Origin of the sequence: Thioalkalivibrio denitrificans (assembly GCF_002000365.1) — a bacterium.
In the GTDB taxonomy this organism is placed as follows: domain Bacteria; phylum Pseudomonadota; class Gammaproteobacteria; order Ectothiorhodospirales; family Ectothiorhodospiraceae; genus Thioalkalivibrio_A; species Thioalkalivibrio_A denitrificans.
Map to the genome: position 1 here is coordinate 16,150 of NZ_MVBK01000030.1, position 18,232 is coordinate 34,381.

Annotated in this window: 15 protein-coding genes and 1 tRNA gene; 8 read left to right on the forward strand and 8 right to left on the reverse strand. The window is 63.5% G+C overall.

Going from position 1 to position 18,232, the window contains the following annotated elements; genetic code table 11:
* Positions 1 to 70: 70 nt before the first annotated feature.
* Positions 71 to 1,648, forward strand: a complete 1,578-nt coding sequence (guaA, locus tag B1C78_RS05280) for a glutamine-hydrolyzing GMP synthase (RefSeq protein WP_077278107.1) — start codon at positions 71 to 73, stop codon at positions 1,646 to 1,648.
* Between the two features lie 375 nt (positions 1,649 to 2,023).
* Positions 2,024 to 2,674 (forward strand): hypothetical protein, encoded by a 651-nt coding sequence (locus tag B1C78_RS05285; protein WP_077278108.1) that lies wholly within the window; start codon positions 2,024 to 2,026, stop codon positions 2,672 to 2,674.
* Positions 2,675 to 2,757: 83 nt separating this feature from the next.
* On the opposite strand, the gene B1C78_RS05290 is transcribed toward B1C78_RS05285, so the two are convergent.
* Positions 2,758 to 3,981 carry a hypothetical protein gene (locus B1C78_RS05290; protein WP_077278109.1) on the reverse strand — a complete coding sequence of 408 codons (1,224 nt, stop codon included), beginning with the start codon at positions 3,979 to 3,981 and terminating at the stop codon, positions 2,758 to 2,760.
* A 194-nt stretch (positions 3,982 to 4,175) separates the two neighbouring features.
* On the opposite strand from B1C78_RS05290, the gene B1C78_RS18035 reads away from it, so the two are divergent.
* Positions 4,176 to 4,280: a GMP synthase (glutamine-hydrolyzing) gene (locus B1C78_RS18035; RefSeq protein WP_077278110.1), complete on the forward strand. Its 105-nt coding sequence runs from the start codon at positions 4,176 to 4,178 to the stop codon at positions 4,278 to 4,280.
* A 181-nt stretch (positions 4,281 to 4,461) separates the two neighbouring features.
* Here the strand turns inward: B1C78_RS18035 and B1C78_RS05300 are convergent, their stop codons facing one another.
* Positions 4,462 to 5,181 (reverse strand): hypothetical protein, encoded by a 720-nt coding sequence (locus B1C78_RS05300; RefSeq protein ID WP_077278111.1) that lies wholly within the window; start codon positions 5,179 to 5,181, stop codon positions 4,462 to 4,464.
* 517 nt (positions 5,182 to 5,698) lie between these two features.
* On the opposite strand from B1C78_RS05300, the gene B1C78_RS05305 reads away from it, so the two are divergent.
* Complete coding sequence (locus B1C78_RS05305; protein WP_245795319.1) at positions 5,699 to 7,297, forward strand: tetrathionate reductase family octaheme c-type cytochrome; 1,599 nt, start codon at positions 5,699 to 5,701, stop codon at positions 7,295 to 7,297.
* A complete protein-coding gene (locus B1C78_RS05310; RefSeq protein WP_077278112.1) occupies positions 7,298 to 7,924 on the forward strand; it encodes a cytochrome b/b6 domain-containing protein in 627 nt (208 codons plus the stop codon).
* A 90-nt stretch (positions 7,925 to 8,014) separates the two neighbouring features.
* On the opposite strand, the gene B1C78_RS05315 is transcribed toward B1C78_RS05310, so the two are convergent.
* Positions 8,015 to 8,878: an HDOD domain-containing protein gene (locus B1C78_RS05315; RefSeq protein WP_245795320.1), complete on the reverse strand. Its 864-nt coding sequence runs from the start codon at positions 8,876 to 8,878 to the stop codon at positions 8,015 to 8,017.
* 198 nt (positions 8,879 to 9,076) lie between these two features.
* Here B1C78_RS05315 and tadA point away from each other — a divergent pair, with 198 nt between their 5' ends.
* Positions 9,077 to 9,553 carry a tRNA adenosine(34) deaminase TadA gene (gene tadA, locus B1C78_RS05320; RefSeq protein WP_077278114.1) on the forward strand — a complete coding sequence of 159 codons (477 nt, stop codon included), beginning with the start codon at positions 9,077 to 9,079 and terminating at the stop codon, positions 9,551 to 9,553.
* Positions 9,554 to 9,763: 210 nt separating this feature from the next.
* Here tadA and B1C78_RS05325 read toward each other — a convergent pair whose 3' ends face one another.
* The 5 genes from B1C78_RS05325 to B1C78_RS05345 all read right to left on the reverse strand — a co-directional run bounded on the left by B1C78_RS05325 (position 9,764) and on the right by B1C78_RS05345 (position 15,096).
* The gene (locus B1C78_RS05325; RefSeq protein WP_077278115.1) at positions 9,764 to 10,309 is read right to left on the reverse strand and encodes a hypothetical protein; all 546 of its coding nucleotides are present in this window, start codon (positions 10,307 to 10,309) and stop codon (positions 9,764 to 9,766) included.
* A 9-nt stretch (positions 10,310 to 10,318) separates the two neighbouring features.
* Entirely contained in the window at positions 10,319 to 10,654 is a 336-nt protein-coding gene (locus B1C78_RS05330; protein WP_077278116.1) for a cupredoxin domain-containing protein, read from the reverse strand.
* A 23-nt stretch (positions 10,655 to 10,677) separates the two neighbouring features.
* Entirely contained in the window at positions 10,678 to 12,336 is a 1,659-nt protein-coding gene (locus B1C78_RS05335; protein ID WP_077278117.1) for a NapC/NirT family cytochrome c, read from the reverse strand.
* A 210-nt stretch (positions 12,337 to 12,546) separates the two neighbouring features.
* Positions 12,547 to 14,169 carry a nitrite reductase gene (locus B1C78_RS05340; RefSeq protein ID WP_245795321.1) on the reverse strand — a complete coding sequence of 541 codons (1,623 nt, stop codon included), beginning with the start codon at positions 14,167 to 14,169 and terminating at the stop codon, positions 12,547 to 12,549.
* An 840-nt stretch (positions 14,170 to 15,009) separates the two neighbouring features.
* A tRNA-Ser gene (locus tag B1C78_RS05345) sits at positions 15,010 to 15,096 on the reverse strand.
* A 129-nt stretch (positions 15,097 to 15,225) separates the two neighbouring features.
* Between B1C78_RS05345 and mltF the strand changes: the two genes are divergently transcribed.
* Positions 15,226 to 16,674 (forward strand): membrane-bound lytic murein transglycosylase MltF, encoded by a 1,449-nt coding sequence (gene mltF / locus B1C78_RS05350; RefSeq protein WP_245795322.1) that lies wholly within the window; start codon positions 15,226 to 15,228, stop codon positions 16,672 to 16,674.
* Positions 16,675 to 16,982: 308 nt separating this feature from the next.
* Positions 16,983 to 18,014 (forward strand): alpha/beta fold hydrolase, encoded by a 1,032-nt coding sequence (locus B1C78_RS05355; RefSeq protein ID WP_077278123.1) that lies wholly within the window; start codon positions 16,983 to 16,985, stop codon positions 18,012 to 18,014.
* Positions 18,015 to 18,232: the final 218 nt, after the last annotated feature.

An 18,232-nucleotide genomic window follows, 5' to 3' on the forward strand; every position in this document is an offset into this window, starting at 1 on the left:
GGGTTCAGACCCTTTGTACCTCATCACCGTTGGGTCACTGCCCCTCTCGCCTCACATCCAGAACAAAGCCATGTCGCGCGATATTCACTCTGATGCCATCCTGATCCTCGACTTCGGTTCCCAGTACACGCAGCTGATCGCACGCCGGGTGCGTGAGGCGGGGGTGTATTCGGAGATCCATCCCTGGGACATGAATCCCGAGGCCATGCGCGAGTTTGCGCCGAGCGGGATCATCCTCAGCGGCGGCCCCGAGTCGGTGATCGTGGACGATCCGCCGCGGGCCTCCGATCTGGTCTTTCAATTGGGTGTGCCGGTGCTGGGGATCTGCTACGGCATGCAGACCATGGCGGCACAGCTGGGCGGCCGGGTGGAGAGTTCCACGCACAGGGAGTTCGGCTATGCGCAGGTGCGCGCCCGCGGCCATACGCGGTTGCTGACTGACATCGAGGACCACACCACCCCCGAAGGCTACGGCATGCTGGATGTCTGGATGTCCCACGGGGACCGCGTCAGCGTGCTGCCGGACGGCTTCAGGCTGATGGCATCGACGGACTCCGCCCCCATCGCCGCCATGGCCGACGAGGAGCGCGGGTTCTATGGCCTGCAGTTCCACCCGGAAGTGACGCACACCAGGCAGGGCATGCGCATCATCTCGCGTTTCGTCCATGACATCTGCGGCTGCGAAAACCTCTGGACACCGGGCAATATCATCGAGGACATGATCGAGCGCGTGCGGGCTCAGGTGGGTGAGGACGAGGTAATCCTGGGGCTGTCCGGCGGCGTGGATTCCTCCGTGGTCGGCGCGCTGCTGCACAAGGCCATCGGCGATCAGCTCACATGCGTGTTCGTGGACACCGGCCTGTTGCGTCTGCACGAGGGCGACCAGGTCATGGCCACGTTCGCCCGTCACATGGGCGTCAGGGTGATCCGCGTGGATGCCGAGGAGCGTTTCCTCAAGGCCCTGGAGGGCGTCACCGACCCGGAGGCCAAGCGCAAGATCATCGGAGGCCTGTTCGTGGAGGTGTTCGATGAGGAGGCGGGCAAGCTGCGCAATGCCAGGTGGCTGGCCCAGGGAACGATCTATCCCGACGTGATCGAATCCGCCGGCTCCAAGACCGGCAAGGCCCACGTGATCAAGTCGCACCACAACGTGGGCGGTCTGCCGGAGCACATGAAAATGGGCCTGGTGGAGCCCCTGCGCGAACTGTTCAAGGACGAGGTTCGCAAGATCGGGGTGGAACTCGGCCTGCCCAGCGAGATGGTCTACCGTCACCCCTTCCCGGGGCCGGGCCTGGGTGTTCGTATTCTGGGCGAGGTAAAGAAGGAGTATGCCGACCTGCTGCGCCAGGCGGATCACATCTTCATCGAGGAACTGCGCAACGCCGATCTCTACGACCAGGTCTCACAGGCCTTCGCCGTGTTCCTGCCCGTGAAATCCGTCGGCGTGATGGGCGACGGGCGCAGGTACGACTACGTGGTCGCCCTGCGCGCAGTGGAGACCATCGACTTCATGACCGCCCGCTGGGCGCATCTGCCCTACGAATTCCTGGATACGGTCTCGCGGCGAATCATCAACGAGATCAAGGGCATCTCGCGGGTCACCTACGACATCTCGGGCAAGCCGCCGGCGACTATTGAGTGGGAATGAAAGGCAGGTACAAGGGAGAAGGTGCAAGGGCAAAGGGGTCTGGCCTGAACCCCTTGTACCTTTTCCCTTTTTCCCTTGTACCTGCCTTAAAAAAAGGGGTCAAGTCTGGCAATAAGGACTGATGATGATCCCTCGCTGGGCTTGAGGACAGGCGAAGAACGCTAATACCAGACTTGACCCCATTGCATACGCATGGCCGGCGATCCGCCGGACGTGCTGCCCCCACCGCGGCTGGCCCACATCTGTCTGCTGGAACTTCACCGCGCCCCGGAGGCCATTCAGGAAGCGTGTACTTGATGACCCTGCCCGCTCGCATCCCCCCAATTGGGAGATGACAGGGCGCGCGCAGCGCCGCAGTGTCACAGACTGGGGCGCATGCCCGCGCCCGGCCGTTACACGGGAGACATCGAGATGAAGCTCAAGACACTATTCGCCCTGCTGCTCGCCGGACTGCTGGCGGGCTGCGGCTCAAGCGGGGAAGACCCCGTGGTCGGCACCTGGCGCCTGGACCCGGTGGCAATGGCCACCGACATGCACGAACGCGCGATGGCCGTGACTTTGAAGATTGCCGATGAAGTGGAACGGGTGTCCGGCGCGGCGAACGCGGATATGCTCCGTGAGTACGTGGCGGACAACAGGCAGATGGACGAGCGCGAACTGGCGCTGCTCACGGCCGACGCTCCTATGGCGATCCTCCGGATCGCGCAGGACGGCTCTGTGGAGGGCTATGAGCAGGGCGACGACCCGTCCGAGTACGATACCGGCACCTGGTCGTACAGTGACGGCACGCTGACACTGGCTGTCACGGATCGGCCAACCGGTGAGCTGATACACATGGAGGGCCGTATCGTCGGCGACCGACTCGAGTTGCATGTGGCGGGCGATGCGGATGACCGCGAGGACCTGTACCACTACGGCCTTTCGGGTTATCGCCACATGGGCGTCAGTGAGCAGTTTTTGCGCGCGATCATCGACAACGGCGAAATGGACCCGGTGATGATTCTGGTGCGTCACGACGAGCCGTGAGCCGCATGGCTGCTCCTTCGGCGCGGCCACCCGAAGCGCACGGCGACGCACCTCAGGGCGCAGCCGCCTTTGGCCATTCGGTGTCAGTAGTCTCGGCAGTAGCGCAGGTTCCCGGCAAGCACCAGGCAGCCATCGGGATGCAATCGGAAGACAAAACTCGTTCCCTCAGGCTTGACGACGCCGTCAACGATACTGTAGCCGGATTCGAATGGATCCTTGCCAACTGCCCTGACTCTCTGCCCCGGCAGGAAAACGAGTTCCTCCCACCAATGGGCATCAAGCGCCGCCGAGATTTCCTGATATTGGCGCCGGTAAGTACCGGCAAGCACCTGTTCCGCCCCGGCCGGAGCCTGCCTGCGAATCTCCCACGGTTCGGCGCCCGTGACGACAACAATGCTATAGCCGGTGCGGGTCTGTAAGCCCATGGCATTCGGGGTGGCACGCGAGTGGAAGATTGTGACTTTGGGGAGTTCGCCAAGCGCACCGAAGCAGACAGCGATCACGTCGTACTGACGCCAGAGATTGATGCTTTGCCGTGTTTCCTCGTCGCACTCGGCCTCGCGCGCTGGAGCGCCGGTCGGCATCGCGGAATGATCGAGCCTGACTGCCTCATAGCCCCCACCACTGCGGGTGATGCGGAGGATCGGTGTCGAGCCGTCGTAGTAATCGCCGACGAAAGGATCCGGCGCCGCACCCGCACTGCCCGCAAGCGCCGGCGCGGCGCTCTCGCTGGGCACGTGTGCCAGCATGGAGATCACGGTGTCCACCGCCTGCCACGTGTTCCTTACCTCCTCCGACATTGTGTCCATTGCCGCCCGCTCCGCATCTTCGAATTCCTGTATTGCGGCCTGCAGGGGTGCTGCCACGAGGTGCGGGCTGCGATACGGCATGCCGTCGATTGCTATGATCATGTCATAGCGTGCATCCCCCAGGCGCTCCCGGAGCGCAGACCATGCCGCCCCGTCAGGGTCCGCTTCCAGGGTGAGTGTCCGCAGGTCCTGCTCGCTGTTCCCGGCGAGTGATGTCAAGGCGGCGATCATCCCGGTGTTTGCAGAGAGGATCCGCGGCGTGAGGTCATCGCGCAGGCGTGCGGCGGCCGCGTTGGCGGACGCCTCATCGGATATACTGCCGACCATCTCGGCAACGGCTTCGTACACTTCGGCGATTTCGACCATGCCCTGCTTCATCGTGGCCATCGGATTCGCGTCTACGGCGGTGGCCTGCTGGCCGCAGCCCGCGAGCAGCATGCCGACCACGAGCGTGGTCGCTGTGCGCAGGGGGGTTCCACTGAATGACTGTATCCACATGTGTTGATCCTCCTTAGGGACGGAGCCATCGCAACACCGCCACGGAAATCTTTCTACCGGCTCGCGAAAAATCTGGGCCGGTAGCCTGACCGATGCGGTGAGCGCACAGAAACGGCCTTCACGGTTGCGGTCTCAGAAGGACACAGGCTAGCCTGTACGGCCGGCGGGCGGACCTCCCAGATGGGAGGAGAGAAATGATCAGACCCCACAAACTGCCGTACGTAAATGAGATACACGGTATATTGCGCGTGATCTGCGATATGTCGGGCAAGCCGCCGGCGACCATTGAATGGGAATGAAGGCGCAAGATGCAAGGGACAAGAAAGAGCCTTTCAATGGCCTCGTGTATCTTGCCTCTGGGAACTCGGGGGATAGTACGCCCGTTTCTCCAGAACCACTTGTCAACACACGCGCACCGGAAGACCGTTCGGTAACGCAGCCTTCTTAGAACACCTGGAGACTATTGCGGGGTCGACTGGATCAGGCCAACCGGTCCCGCGTGGCGACGCGGCCGGACCGCGTCATGACCAGAAACAGGATCAGCCCCGGCAGAAACAACAGCCAGATGCCCGGCTCGGAGACCGACTGCGGCGCTGATGCCATGCGCAGTCCGGTCACCGTCAGGAAGGCGTTGCCGATGAGAAAATCCCCGGAGACCGCGAACAGGTCAACCTGGAACAGGCCGGTCAACTGCAACAGATCGATTCCCGCCTCCGTGTCCGAGAAGCTGGTATCGGAGAAATAGCTGCTGTTGCCGGGACAGGCGTTGCCCTGACAGGAATTGCCGACTTCGAAGTCCCCCGAGTCGAAGCCGGGCCCCACGATACGGGCATACTCACGCTGCCCCTGTTGGGTGTCGATGACCGTCGTGTAGCCCGTACAGGTTCTTGGGTTGAAGCGAGTGCCACAGGAGTAAGAATAGGGGACGGATCTGTAGATACGGAAAATATCCGCATCGTTGTCGATCAGCTGCCAGGAAAACTCGAAACCCTGGATGATGTCCGTGTCGGCGGCAAAGCCGTCGTTGATGTCCAGGGTGATGCTCAGGGACTGCCCTGCGGAGATGAGTTGGCCTCCCCCGGTATAGCTGTCCGTCCAGGTGATGGGGGCCGCCTGGACACTCACCCCGGAGAACATCAGAAGACAGCACACAGCCATCAGCGTGGAACCGATGGATCTGAACCTGCGATAAAACCCCATGACGATCACCTCTTGTGGTTGTTATTGGCGCCCAATGCATTGCAGACTCGTGGGCAGGACATCCACGCACTGTCATCAAAAAAATTTTTCGCGAGTATAAACAAAAAATCAGTAACAGTTCACAAGTTTCTGAAAAACATGTAAAGAATTCCGACACCTTGGGCGCCCCGCCTCCACTGCCCACCCGCACGCGGGCCAACCTCCGACGCCTATGTGAAAAGCACTCGTAGACGACCATACGATTCAATCCGACCTCGTGGGGGCAGCTTCACCGGCATTCACGTGCCGAAGGAAATCCATCTCCCGGATGTAGATCGCTACGTCGTGCTCAATCCGGTGCGCGCGCGTATGGTGCTGGCGGCCGGAGAATGGCCGTGGAGCAGCTGCCGCGCCACCGTGGGGCTTGCGCCGGGAATCGACCGTACGACGGGGCTGCTATGCTCATTCAAGGGCTTCCGGCCGAATCAAAGTCACGGCAGGGGCGGGTCGGGACTCCACCGGCGGAGGGGCGACGTCCATGATCAAGCGCATTCGGGGCATGGGTTGTGTACCCGTGCTTGCTGCGTTGCTCCTGTCGCTCGTGCTTGCGCCGCCGACAGAGGCGACCACGGTCGACCATTCGAAGTTGGATGAATTGCAGGGGCCATTCGAGCGTGGTGAGGACGTCACGAGGGCCTGTCTGCGGTGTCACACGGAGGCGGCAACGCAGGTCATGGCGACGCCCCACTGGACCTGGGAGTACGAGGATCCGCTCTCCGAAGGCAGATTGGGCAAGAAGACCATGATCAACGGCTTTTGCATCGGTCTTCAGTCCAACGAAGCCTTCTGCACCTCCTGCCATGTGGGTTATGGATGGGAGGACGACACCTTCGATTTCGCTGACCAGAGCAGGGTCGACTGCCTCGCATGTCACAACACCGGAGGGTACAGCAAGCTGTCGGGCATGGCGGGTCATCCGCCGTACGAGCGTATCGAATGGCCGGCCGGTTCGGGGAGATACCTGGAGCCGGTCGACCTGGCTTCCGTCGCGCAGAGGGTGGCGCTCCCGTCGCGCGAGACCTGCGGCAGCTGCCACTTCTACGGGGGCGGAGGCGACGGGGTCAAACACGGGGATCTGGACTCGTCTCTTGTGGATCCGCCGAAGTCACTGGATGTGCACATGGCCTCCGACGGCCTGAACTTCCGCTGTATCGAATGCCACGTCACGGAGAACCATGTGGTGCCCGGCAGCCGCCTGGATATCACGGCAGCCGACCCGCACGGGCCGATCATGCGCGGTCGGGACGAAGACCGGAACCCGGCCACTTGCCAGGCCTGTCACGGGGATCGCCCGCACTCGCAAGGCCCCATGCACGCACAGCGGCTCAATGACCACGCCCGGACGCTGGCCTGTCAGAGCTGCCATATCCCGACCTATGCGCGTGGCGGCGTCGCGACCAAGATGCGCTGGGACTGGTCCACCGCCGGGCGGCTCGACGATGACGGCAGGCCGTTCCTGCGCCATGACGACAAGGGGCGCGTCATCTACGACAGCCGCAAGGGTGATTACACTCTGGGCGAGAACGTCGTCCCGGCATATGTCTGGTTCGACGGCCGTGTGCGTTATCTTCAGCCGGATGCGGTGATCGATCCGGAAGGACCGGTGCGCATCAACGAGTATCTGGGCCGACCCGGAGCCGAGAACGCACGGATCTGGCCGGTCAAGCGCTACGAGGGCCGGCAACCTTACGACACGGTGCACAGAACCCTGCTGGTACCCAACGTCGCGGTTCATGCCGAGACGGCATTCTGGCTGAATTTCGAGTGGCCCGCGGCCCTGCGGGCAGGCATGGAGGCGTCCGGGCGGCCATACAGTGGCGAGTTCGATTTCGTCGATACCCTGATGCTCTGGCCGATCACCCACATGGTGGCGCCCGCGGAACAGGCGCTGCAATGCGCCGATTGCCACACCGTCGGCGGACGGTTGGAGGGCGTGCCCGGCATCTGGATGCCGGGCCGTGACCGCAATCGCCTGCTCGACCTGTTCGGGTTTGGCCTGGCGGGCCTGATGCTGCTCGGCGTCGTGATCCACGGCGGGCTGCGCGTCGGGAGCCGCCGCAGACTCGGAGGACGCTAGATGCCCAGACGCATCTACCTGTTCACCCGTTTCGAGAGGTTCTGGCACTGGACACAGGCCGCGTTGATCCTCGTGCTGCTGTTCACCGGCTTTGCGATTCACGGCAGCCACGGCCTGGTCGACTTCCGCACGGCCGTGGAGGTGCACGAGATCGCGGCCTATCTGCTGATTGCCCTGTGGGTCTTTGCCATCTTCTGGCATTTCACCACGGGGGCGTGGCGGCAGTATATTCCGACCGCGCAGAACCTCGACCGGATGATCCGGTACTACGTCTACGGCATCTTCGTGGGTGAGGAGCACCCCTTCCGTATCACGGTGGAGCGCAAGCACAATCCCCTGCAGCGACTCGCGTACCTGGGCGTCAAGCTTCTCATCAACCCGCTCATCTGGGTCTCCGGCCTGATCTATCTGTTCTGGGGTCGGCTGCAGGGATACCTGCCGGATGTCATCGGTCTCCAGCAGGTGTCCCTGGCACACACGCTGGGCGCCTTCCTGATGCTGGCTTTCGTGATCATCCATGTCTACCTGGCCACCACCGGCAGGACACCTTTCGAGAAGATCCGTGTGATGATCACGGGCTGGGAGACGCATCAGGACGAGGATGTGAAGATCGAGGAGCAGCGCTGAGCGGATCACGGAAGAGACAAGAGGCAAGTGAAAGGCCCTTTCTTGCCTCTTGCCTCTTGTATCTTGCCTCTCCCTTTGATCGCTACGCGATCAAAGGAATATTCCGCTGACCTGTTCCATGCCCTTCTTGCTGCGATCCCAGTGCAGGTCCGGGTCCTCTGCGGTGAAGCCCAGGCGGCGGTAGGCGGGGACGTGCAGGCGGTTGACGCGTGCCAGGCGATGTCGGGTGGCCTGGTAGCTCTCGATGTTGGCGGCCTGGACCACGTCCACGTAGTCCACGGGGACGTCGTCGCCGGGGTCGCGCTTGAGATTCTCGTGTTCGGCCGCCACGGCCACCACCTCATCCTCGAAGTTCCAGGCCTTGAGCACGGCCTTGCCGACGGCGCAGTGCAACGAGGCGATGATCACGCCCAGTTGCTCGTCGTTGTTGACGATTTCCTCCACGTCTTTGGCCTTGTTGAGGATCGGCACCACACCCACGTCGTGTACGAGACCCGCCAGCAGCGCGACTTCGCCGTCCAGATGGCGATGGCGCAGGGAGATCAGCATGCTCAGGGCCGCCACTTCCATGCTGTGCTCCCAGAGCCCCTCGATGCGGTGGCGGATGCTGCGGTGTCCCGTGTTGAACACCTCCTTCATGGACATGGTCAGGAGGATGTGCTTGGTCTTTTGCAGGCCCAGCCGTGTGATCGCGGCCTTGATCGTGGCGCAGCGATTCAGCCCCCGGTAGGCGGGGCTGTTGGCATAGCGCACCAGGCGCGCGGCCATGGCCGTATCCCGGGCGACGACGGCGGTGACGTCGTCAATGGAGCTGTCCTCGCGGTTCATGGTGAACAGCGCCTGCAGGGAGACATCCGGAAGCGTGGGGATCTGGATGCCGTTGTTGCGCAGGTCCGCCTTGAGCTGACCGACGAAGTCGTCAACGATCTCTTTGGTGTCTTTCCTGTTGCTCACGTCCAGGTGCCGTCCAGGTTGGTTCGAAAGGGCGGCCGGATCCGGATGGCCGGACATCCCGCCTCGTCACACCCACCAGTGCCGGGCCGCCACGCCGGCCCGTACATCGGGATCGGGTGTTGCTGCGACACTTCAAGGGATAACACAAGGGCGTTAGTATGCCACAGGCCAATCCCCTGTCCGGAGTCCTGCCCCGTCATGTCCGATGACCTGTCAAAAGCCCGCGACGAAGACGCCCGCTGGATGCGGCGTGCGCTCGAGCTTGCTGAATGTGCGGAAGCGGCAGGGGAGGTCCCCGTGGGTGCGGTGGTGGTGCGCGAGGGAGAACTGCTGGGCGAAGGCTGCAATGGCCCCATTGGCGCCCACGATCCGACAGCGCATGCGGAGATACAGGCGCTGCGAGCGGCGGCGCAACAGGCTGGCAACTATCGTTTGCCCGGAACCACGCTCTACGTGACGCTTGAGCCTTGTCCCATGTGCGTGGGTGCCATGGTCCACGCCCGGGTGGCCCGGCTCGTGTTTGGTGCCTCCGATCCCAGGACGGGCGCCGCTGGCGGGGCGCTGGATCTGGTGGCGGACCCCAGTCACAACCACCGCATCCGGGTCACCGGCGGCGTGCTGGCGGACGAATGCGCCGACCGCCTGAGGGCGTTCTTTCGTGCGCGGCGGGGTTGATTGGCGGTGGGCTGAAACCGGAGGGGGAGGCACGCACAGGGTGCACGGCAGGGCAGTCGAGCCCGGCTGTTGCACAAGGATAGTGAATGATTGTGGTCTTTGGGCCTGTCTCGCGCTGTCTCCGGAAGGAGAGGCGTTAGCCATAGGGCGGCCCGTGGCCGCCGTCAACAGGCGGCCACGGGCCGCCCTATGGGGACGAGAAAGGTTCCTTTATTGCCCTGTCAGCAGCCCGAGGTGCAGGTATTCCACCGAGATGTAGTCCTCGAACACCCAGAGCCGGACGAAGCGGTCCCGGTTGATCTCGCCGCCGCCCCAGACGACCAGCCCCTGCACGCCTTCCGGCATGCCGGGCTTGAGTTGTTCGAACCACCTTTCGGCCAGTTCTTCCGCCCACGGTGCGCCGTGGGTCTGCTCCAGACGCGCCTGCACGGCCTGCGCATCGCTGTCGGGATGGAACTCCAGTACCAGGGCCAGCTGATCCCGGCCCGCAGGAAACACGTAGCGCACGTCCGTGTCGGGCTGCGACGCATCGTCGAGCCGGCCGTCGATGATCACGTCGCCGTCGTCGGTGCTGTAGACCTCGGTGTCGACGATCCGGTCATGGTCGAGCCGGCTTCTGACTTCCTCTGCGGACATGCCGAACTCTGCACTGCGGTAGCCGCTCAGGGGCTCTGCGGCCACCGCGGACTGCGAGGCGACGAACAAACCGATCATCAATACAGCAGTCAGGTGAAACAGTGCGCGGTGTATGCGCATGGGACCTCCTCAGTCTTTGGCGATCACGCGGATGACGCCGTGCATGCCGCGGTCTTCATGGGGGCGGCAATGGTATTCATAGGTGCCGGGCTCGTCGAAGCGACGTTCAAAGTATTCCTCCGGGAACAGCCGCTCGGACGCGACCTCCTCATCGGGGAAGAACACGTCATGGCTGGTGCGCCGTTCCATGTTGACCCAGCGCACCGTGGTGCCCGCGGTAATTTCCAGTTCGTCCGGCTTGAAGCTGTTGTTGACCATCTCGATGACGACAGTATCGCCGTCCGCCGCGGCCAGGCCCGGCATGAGCAGGGCGAGCATCGCCACACACAACAGTATCCGTCGCATATCCTCCTCCCGCGGTCGATCCGCTAACGACTCACACGTGTGGCATTAAACTCTACCATGTCGTCGTCGAAGTCGCCGGGGACCTCCGCGTCGAAGGCCAGGCCGTACTGCCATGAGACGTGGTGGAAGCGGGAGGCGGCATAGTCATCGTGCAGTGCAATACCGATGTTGTACTTGCCGTCGGTGGACAGGGGTTTGTCACCCACGGTACCGGGGCGCAGGGCGCGGGTCATGTACACGGTCCACGTGTCACCGTCCTGGTTGGCGGAGAACACCACCGCCTCGGTGTCGGCGAAGTGACGCTGCTCGAGGATGTAGCCGCTCTCGGTGCGTCCGGCACCGCTCTTGAAGCGGGCGAGATCCAGGTAGACACCGCCGCGCAGCAGTTCCTCCAGCTCGTCGTCCTCGCGCAGCTTGTCCCAGCCGCCCCGGGCCGCGCCCCGGCGGCCGCGGACCTCGATGCTGGTGCGGCTTTCGCCCAGGTACTTGGTCACGCCCCGGCTGAGGTCGATGCGTTCGGCGATCTCCGATGCCGCGAGGGTATCGGCATCCGGCGCGTCGGGCATGTAGGGCGAGTCGTGGTGACAGCTGGCCCAGCAGCCGGCGCGATCGGCCATCTCAACCCGGTCGTCGGCGAAGCTCACGGTCAGCTTGACCGGGTTGTCCGGATCCATGCGCCCGCCGTCCACGAAGGGCAGGGGGGCGTGCTCGGCGGCCTGCCACTGGAAGCGCATGAACAGATAATCGTCGTCGAAGGCGGCCTGCACGGACATGGGGATATGGCCCCGCTTGTCGCCCAGATCCTTGTCCTCCAGCTTCTCGCCGGTGGTCACCAGTTTCCCGATGTCCACTTCTTCCCCCTGATGGCACCAGATGCAGCGGTCGCCCATGTTAAAGGCGCGCCCGCCCCCGTGCTGGCTGCCGTCAAGGATCCACTCGATGGAGGCCTGGCCGGTGAGGAACAGCTTGATGTCCACGGCCGGGATGTCGCTCCAGTCCAGGCCGGAGGCCAGATCACCCGCGGCCACTGCCTCGCCGTCGGCCACCTCGGGCTCCGGCGCGGGCGCGGGGGCAGGCCTTGGGGCCTCCGCCACCTCCACCGGCTCCTCGGCGGCCTCCCAGACGGGGGACAGGTCCCAATCCTCCGGGAGCTTGTGCGCGATGCCCTGGTGGCACTCGATACAGGTTTGTCCCTGTTCAAAGCCGCGGGCGTGCTCCCGGGCGGCGCGCGCAGGCTGCGCCTCCAGGTCCATGGTGGTCCACTCGTGGCAGTTGCGGCATTCCCTGGAGTCCGTGCGCAGCATGGAGCGCCACACGCGTTCGGCCAGCTCCAGGCGCTTGGCCTCGAACTTCTCCTCGGTGTTGATGCTGCCGAGCGCCTTGTGCCAGAGCTCCCGGCTCGCGACGACCTTGCGTACCATCTTGGGACCCCAGGCATCCGGCACGTGGCAGTCCGAGCAGGTGGCGCCCACGCCGGTGGGGTTGCGGTAGTGCGGGCGTTCCTCGTATTCCGCGTAGACCCACTGCATCTCGTGGCAGGAGGTGCAGAAACGCATCGTGTTGGTGGCTTCCACCACGGTGTGGAAGCCACCCCAGAAGACGATGCCTGCCAGGAAAAAGATGATTGCGGCACCCAGGGAGGCCCCGAGTATGGTGGTCTTGCGCAGCCGGTCTTTGAGCATTGGTGGATCCCCAGGATTATCGTGTCTGTTGGTGCCCTTATCGGCCCCTTTCCGGAAGAGTCGGGAAAGCGGAGTCAGGAACGTCAGTCTGTTTCGGGCCTCGGCATCGGACGTAGCACCGAGCGAAGAGCGACGTTGCTCCCATTTTCCCCTTGTCCTCTGGAAAGGGGCCGAAGCGCCCTGACGGGCGCTTCGGCCGGTGGTTGGCGTTTAGCCGATGTGCTTCTTGCGATTGTAGACGTTGAACTTGCCCGTGGGCGTCTCAAGCCCCTTGATGCGGGCCTTCTCTTCCTTCGTCTTGTCGTCGAAGACCACGATCTCGCCCGCCTCCAGATGGCCACGGCCGCGGGCCCAGACGGAGACCCACACCTCGTCGCCTGCCTGGTTGTACTCCATGTGCGTGGCAACGGCGTCATACTCGGCCGGCAGATCGGTGACCTGGACCGGGGTCAGCTCCCGGGTCTGCTTGTTCATCACCATGACCCACTGGTTCACGTCAGGCTCCGGATGCATGGTCTGGTCCATCCACACGTGCGGTGAGTTGGGATGGGTCCGCAGGAACAGGCCCGGGCCGTCGGTCTCCACCGAGAAGCAGGTCTGCCAGGCGCGGTCAGGATGGCCTTCCGGATCGTTGCCCCAGGCGGTCATGCGGCCTTCGCCCAGATGGACGGTGCCGGCCACCGGTCCGCATTCCGGGTCGTCCCAGTTGGCGCCGGGGCCCGGATGGGGGATTTCGCCGGTATTCAGCATGCCCACCCGCTTGCGGGTGTGGGTGTCCACGAACACCATGTGGTGGCTGAAGTTGGCGGCGATCTGGAAGTAACGGCCGGTGCGGTCGAAGAAGCCGTCATGCAGGAACTCCTTGGACTCGATCATCTCCACCCGCAGGTTGTCGATGTCGGAATAGTCCACCTGCCAGATCTGACCGGTTTCCTTGACGTTCACCAGGAAGGTGGGCGCCCCGGGGGTGTTGTACAGCGCGGCCACGCGGGCCTCGTGCACGTACTCACCGTCGGTGTTGTAGCCCCGGGTTGAGACCACCTTGAGCGGTTCCAGGGTGTCGGCGTCCGTGATCACGAAGTGCGGGGGCCAGTAGCCGCCACCGATCACGTACTTGTCCTGCCATTCGCCGTAGTGGGAGACCGCCACGTCGCGTGCGTCATAGGCGATCCAGACCTCCGCCGTCACCTGGGGCGGATCCATCCACAGGTCGATCTTGGACAGACGCCCGTCACGGCCCATGGTGTACCAGAAGCGCCCGTCGGAGCTTTCCTTGGCCACGTGCACGGCATAGCCGGTGTCGACCTTGGAGACCACTTCCTTGGTGTCGCCGTCGATGATGCCCATCTGGCCGGCATCACGCAGGATGGTGACGAAGAAGTTCTCCCAGTTGCGGTCGTGCTGCGGTTCGGTGGGCAGATCCTCGGGCTGCACGAACACCGTCCAGCGATCCTTCATCTCGGCGATGGACATCTCCGGCGGCTCGACGGGTTCCATCTGGATGTAGGTGGCGATCAGGGTGATCTCCTCCTCGTCCAGGATGCCGTCGAAGTTGTTCATGCCGCCTTCCGTGCCCAGCGCGATGATGCGCTCGAGCCGGCGCTGACCCAGATCCTTGGAAGTCTCCGGCAGGAGGTCCGGACCGGTGGCGCCCCTGCGCAGGGTACCGTGGCAGCCTGCACAGCGCTGGAAGTAGATGGTGTTGGCGCGCTCCAGGTCGTCTCCCGTCAGCTCAGGATGATCCTGGGCCGCAGCTGTCCCGATCCCCGAGACTGCCATTGCCAGTGGCAGTCCAAGGGACAGGAGTCCCGCGGTGATGGATTTTCTCTTCATGACGTGCCTCGCTTCTCTCTACATGGGTGGTTGGTGAGGAGTCTGGCTGGTTCGAGCCCGAAATCGGGTTGGCAAATAAACCTGGCAGTCTCCGGAAAGCGGTTCTGGCAATTAATACCCCTTCTTAAGGTGTATGAAATATACTATTTATGCTTGCCAGTACTTGATCCATGTCAACAGTGGATCAAGCATGGTCCGAGTCTAGTGCATCGGGCACACCATGCACGGGATCGGGTCGTCACAACGGGGTTTCCGTTGACTTCAGGGGCCTGGATCAGTAGGCCGGCGGGTTGCCCACCCAGGGCCATTTGACTGGCACGGTGCTTGCTTCCGGTTCAGGTCCTTCACAAGCGGGGTTGCCGGCGCATTGATAACCCGCGTATCTCTCCACTGTTCGCGGCAGGTTTGCCGCTCCTGCGGTGTGGAACCCCGTCATGGCGGGGCAGATCGGTGATCGCAGTAGACGGGTGGTGAGATACGCGGGATATCGCGGAGAGGGTGGGATTGACTCGGACCATCCATGGCCCTCGCCCCTGCGGGGCGATGCGCTGCGCGCAACGTCAGATCGGCGTCCTGCCGATCTGATCGAACCCTCATGTTCATTGCCGTGGGTTCGAATCTCGCCTTCATCAATATCCAAATACAAGGGGCCGGGGCCCCTTGTATTTGGATATGGCGGAGAGGGTGGGATTGACTCGGGCCGTCCCTGGTCCTCGCCCCTTCGGGGCGTTGCGCTGAGCGCAACGTCAGATCGGCGTCCTGCCGATCTGATCAAACCCTCGTGTCCATTACCGTGGGTTCGAATCACGCCTTCATCGATACCCAAATACAAGCGGCCNNCGGAGAGGGTGGGATTCGAACCCACGGTACGCGCGAGCGTACAACGGTTTTCGAGACCGCCCCGTTCGACCACTCCGGCACCTCTCCAGGTCGACTGCTTTTCTGCTACCTGCGGCCCGAGCCGCTGAACCTGCCCGGCCCCGGGGTGTCGAAATGCAGGCCGTCCGGCGCAGGCGATCGCGTATTATATGTGGAAAATCAGGTGAGCTTAAGCCCTTGAAACTCTACCGACGACAATTGACCACCACTCAGCGCCTGGAGGTGGTGGCGTTCCTGGTCCTGCTGGCCGTGACGCTGCTGTTTGTCTTCAATCGTCCGGCCAGCCACCTGGACCAGGTTCTGCAGCGTGGTGAACTGGTGGTGGCCATGCGTGTCAGCCCCACCACCTACTTCGCCGGCCCGGACGGTCCCACCGGTTTCGAGTACGAGCTGGCGCGCGCCTTCGCCGAGCGGCTGGGCGTGCAACTGCGGGTGGTGGTGCCGACGCGATTCGATGACCTGCTGAGCATGGTGGAGCGGGGCCGTGCAGACCTGGGGGCGGCAGGCATCACGGTCACAGAGGCCCGAAAGGAACACCTGCGCTTCGGACCACCCTACAAGCAGGTGACCGAGCAGGTGGTCTACCGCATGGGTTCCGAGAACCGGCCCCGTTCCCTTGAGGAACTCAATGGTCTGAGCCTCGCGGTCGTGGCGGGCAGCACCCACGCGAAGCGTCTGGCGGATTTCAGGGCCGATCACCCGGATCTGGAGTGGGTGGAGGCCCGCAACGCGGACACCGGGGCGCTGTTGCGCAAGGTGTGGCACGGGGAACTGGACCTGACCGTGGTGGATTCGGTGGAACTGGCGTCCCAGCAGCGTTTCTACCCCGAACTGCGGGCTGCGTTTGACATCTCCGAGCCGGCGGATCTTGCCTGGGCCTTCCCGCGGCGGGGCGATGCCAGCCTGCTGGACGAGGCCCGCGCCTTCTTCGAGGAGATCCAGGGGGCCGGCTGGATGGCCCAGCTCAAGGAGCGCCACTTTGGTCACGTGGACGTGCTCGACTACGTGGGGACGGTCACGTTCGTTCAGCAGGTGCGTGATCGCTTGCCCGAGTACCTGCCCCTGTTCAAGGAGGTCGCTAGGATTCACGGTATGGACTGGCGGCTGCTGGCGGCCATCAGCTACCAGGAATCCCACTGGAATCCGCGCGCCGTTTCGCCCACCGGTGTGCGCGGCATGATGATGCTGACCCAGAACACCGCGGCGCAGCTGGGCATCGAAAACCGCATTGATGCCCGGCAAAGCGTCATGGGCGGGGCGGAGTATTTCATGAGCATGCATGCGCGCATACCGGATCGCATCCCGGAACCCGATCGCACCTGGCTGGCACTGGCCGCCTACAATGTCGGGTTCGGGCACCTGGAGGACGCGCGCCGGATCACGCAGGGCCAGGGCGGTGATCCCGACCGCTGGATGGATGTCATGGAACACCTGCCCCTGCTGGCGGATGAGCGCTGGCATCGGCATACGCGCTTCGGCTATGCGCGGGGCTGGGAGCCGGTGCGCTACGTGCAGAACATCCGCAGTTACTACGATCTCCTTGTCTGGATGAGCGACGGGGACGACGGCAGACCCCGTGTGCAACTGGTGAACCGACTGCTGAGGGTGTTGCCGCCGGGGCTCTAACCCGGATATTGCACCAAGGCGGCCGGCGGCTTTATGTAACCTTCTGAATGAGGGGCATCAATTGGCATATTTGACCGAAAAGCCGCGGTGACAATCTGTACCTCGCCGCCGGCCTATCGCGATGCTTGCGGCCTCTGGGCCTGTCTCGCTTGCTCTTCAGTCGAACCGTAGCTACGGCTACGCTTCTCCTTCCAGAGGCGGCGCGAGACAGGCCCAGAGACCACAATCATTCGCGATCCTTGGTGCAATATGCGGGTTAACCCGCATATCTCACCGCCCGTCGTCCGCTACACCGCCGAGCCGTGTTCGTGATGAGATACTTTCTTCTTGCCACCCTTGCCCTCATGCTTTCGGCCTGCGCACAGCCGCAACTGCAGGCGTCCGGGTCGCAGCAGCAATCACCGCGTCTCCATGACGATCACGTGGAGGCCGACGACGGACATGTCCTGCCCCTTTACCGTTGGCTTCCGGAAGAGGGCAAACCGGTGAAGGCGGTTGCGGTGGGCCTGCACGGCTTCGGTGACTACGGCGCTTCTTTCGAAGTTCTGAGCGAAGTGTTCAAGGAACACGGGATCGCTTTGTACGCGTATGACCAGCGCGGGTTCGGCAGCACTGAGAAACCCGGCATATGGGCCGGCCGCGAGCGTTTGGCCAGCGACGTGGGCGTGGTCATTTCACTGTTGAGGGAAACTCATCCGGATACGCCGGTATATCTGGTCGGCAAGAGCATGGGGGGCGCCGTAGCGATGCTGGCGGTCACGGGGGAATCGCCGCCCGAGGTGGATGGTGTCGCCTACATCGCGCCGGCCGTGTGGGGGCGCAAGACGATGCCCTGGTATCAGCGTGCGGGGCTCTGGATCATGCTGCGCATCCGTCCGGGGATGACCTTCTCGGGTGACGCGGTGCGTGATCTCGGTATCCGGGCCACCGACGATCCGGAAGTGGCCCGCGCATTGAGCCGGGATCCTCTGGTGCAGAAGGAGGCGCGCATCGATACCCTGCACGGGCTGACGACGCTCATGAGCGATGCCCTGGAGGCATCGCCCGATCTCACCGGGCCCGCGCTGATCCTCTACGGGGACAACGACCAGGTCATACCGCCGGAGCCCGTGTGTGCCATGCTGGAGCGCCTGCCCGACCCCGATGCCGTTCCATGGCGCATGACCCTTTACCCGGACGGATACCACATGCTGACCCGATACACCGGGGCAGCTGACACCCATGCCGACCTGGTGGCCTGGTTGCTGGACCCGTCCGCATCGCTGCCCTCGGGGCAGGAGGTTGATCGTTTCGCGGTCTGGGAGCGCATCTGCTCCGGTGAGGCGCCGTGGGATGCCTGAAGCACAGCGGTTCCCGCCGCCAGCCGTATTACCCCAAAAGGTTGTTCACAGGTGAAACGTATGAGGCTCTCGCGAAGGCGCGAAGCATGTCCTGCGATGCTAGCCCGCATATCTCACCGGTCGGACACCGGCTGGTGCGCAACAGTCTGAAACATAAGCGGAATACGTTGAAATGGCCGCCAACCTCAGCATGACAGTCTGTTCCCGCCGGAGTCCTA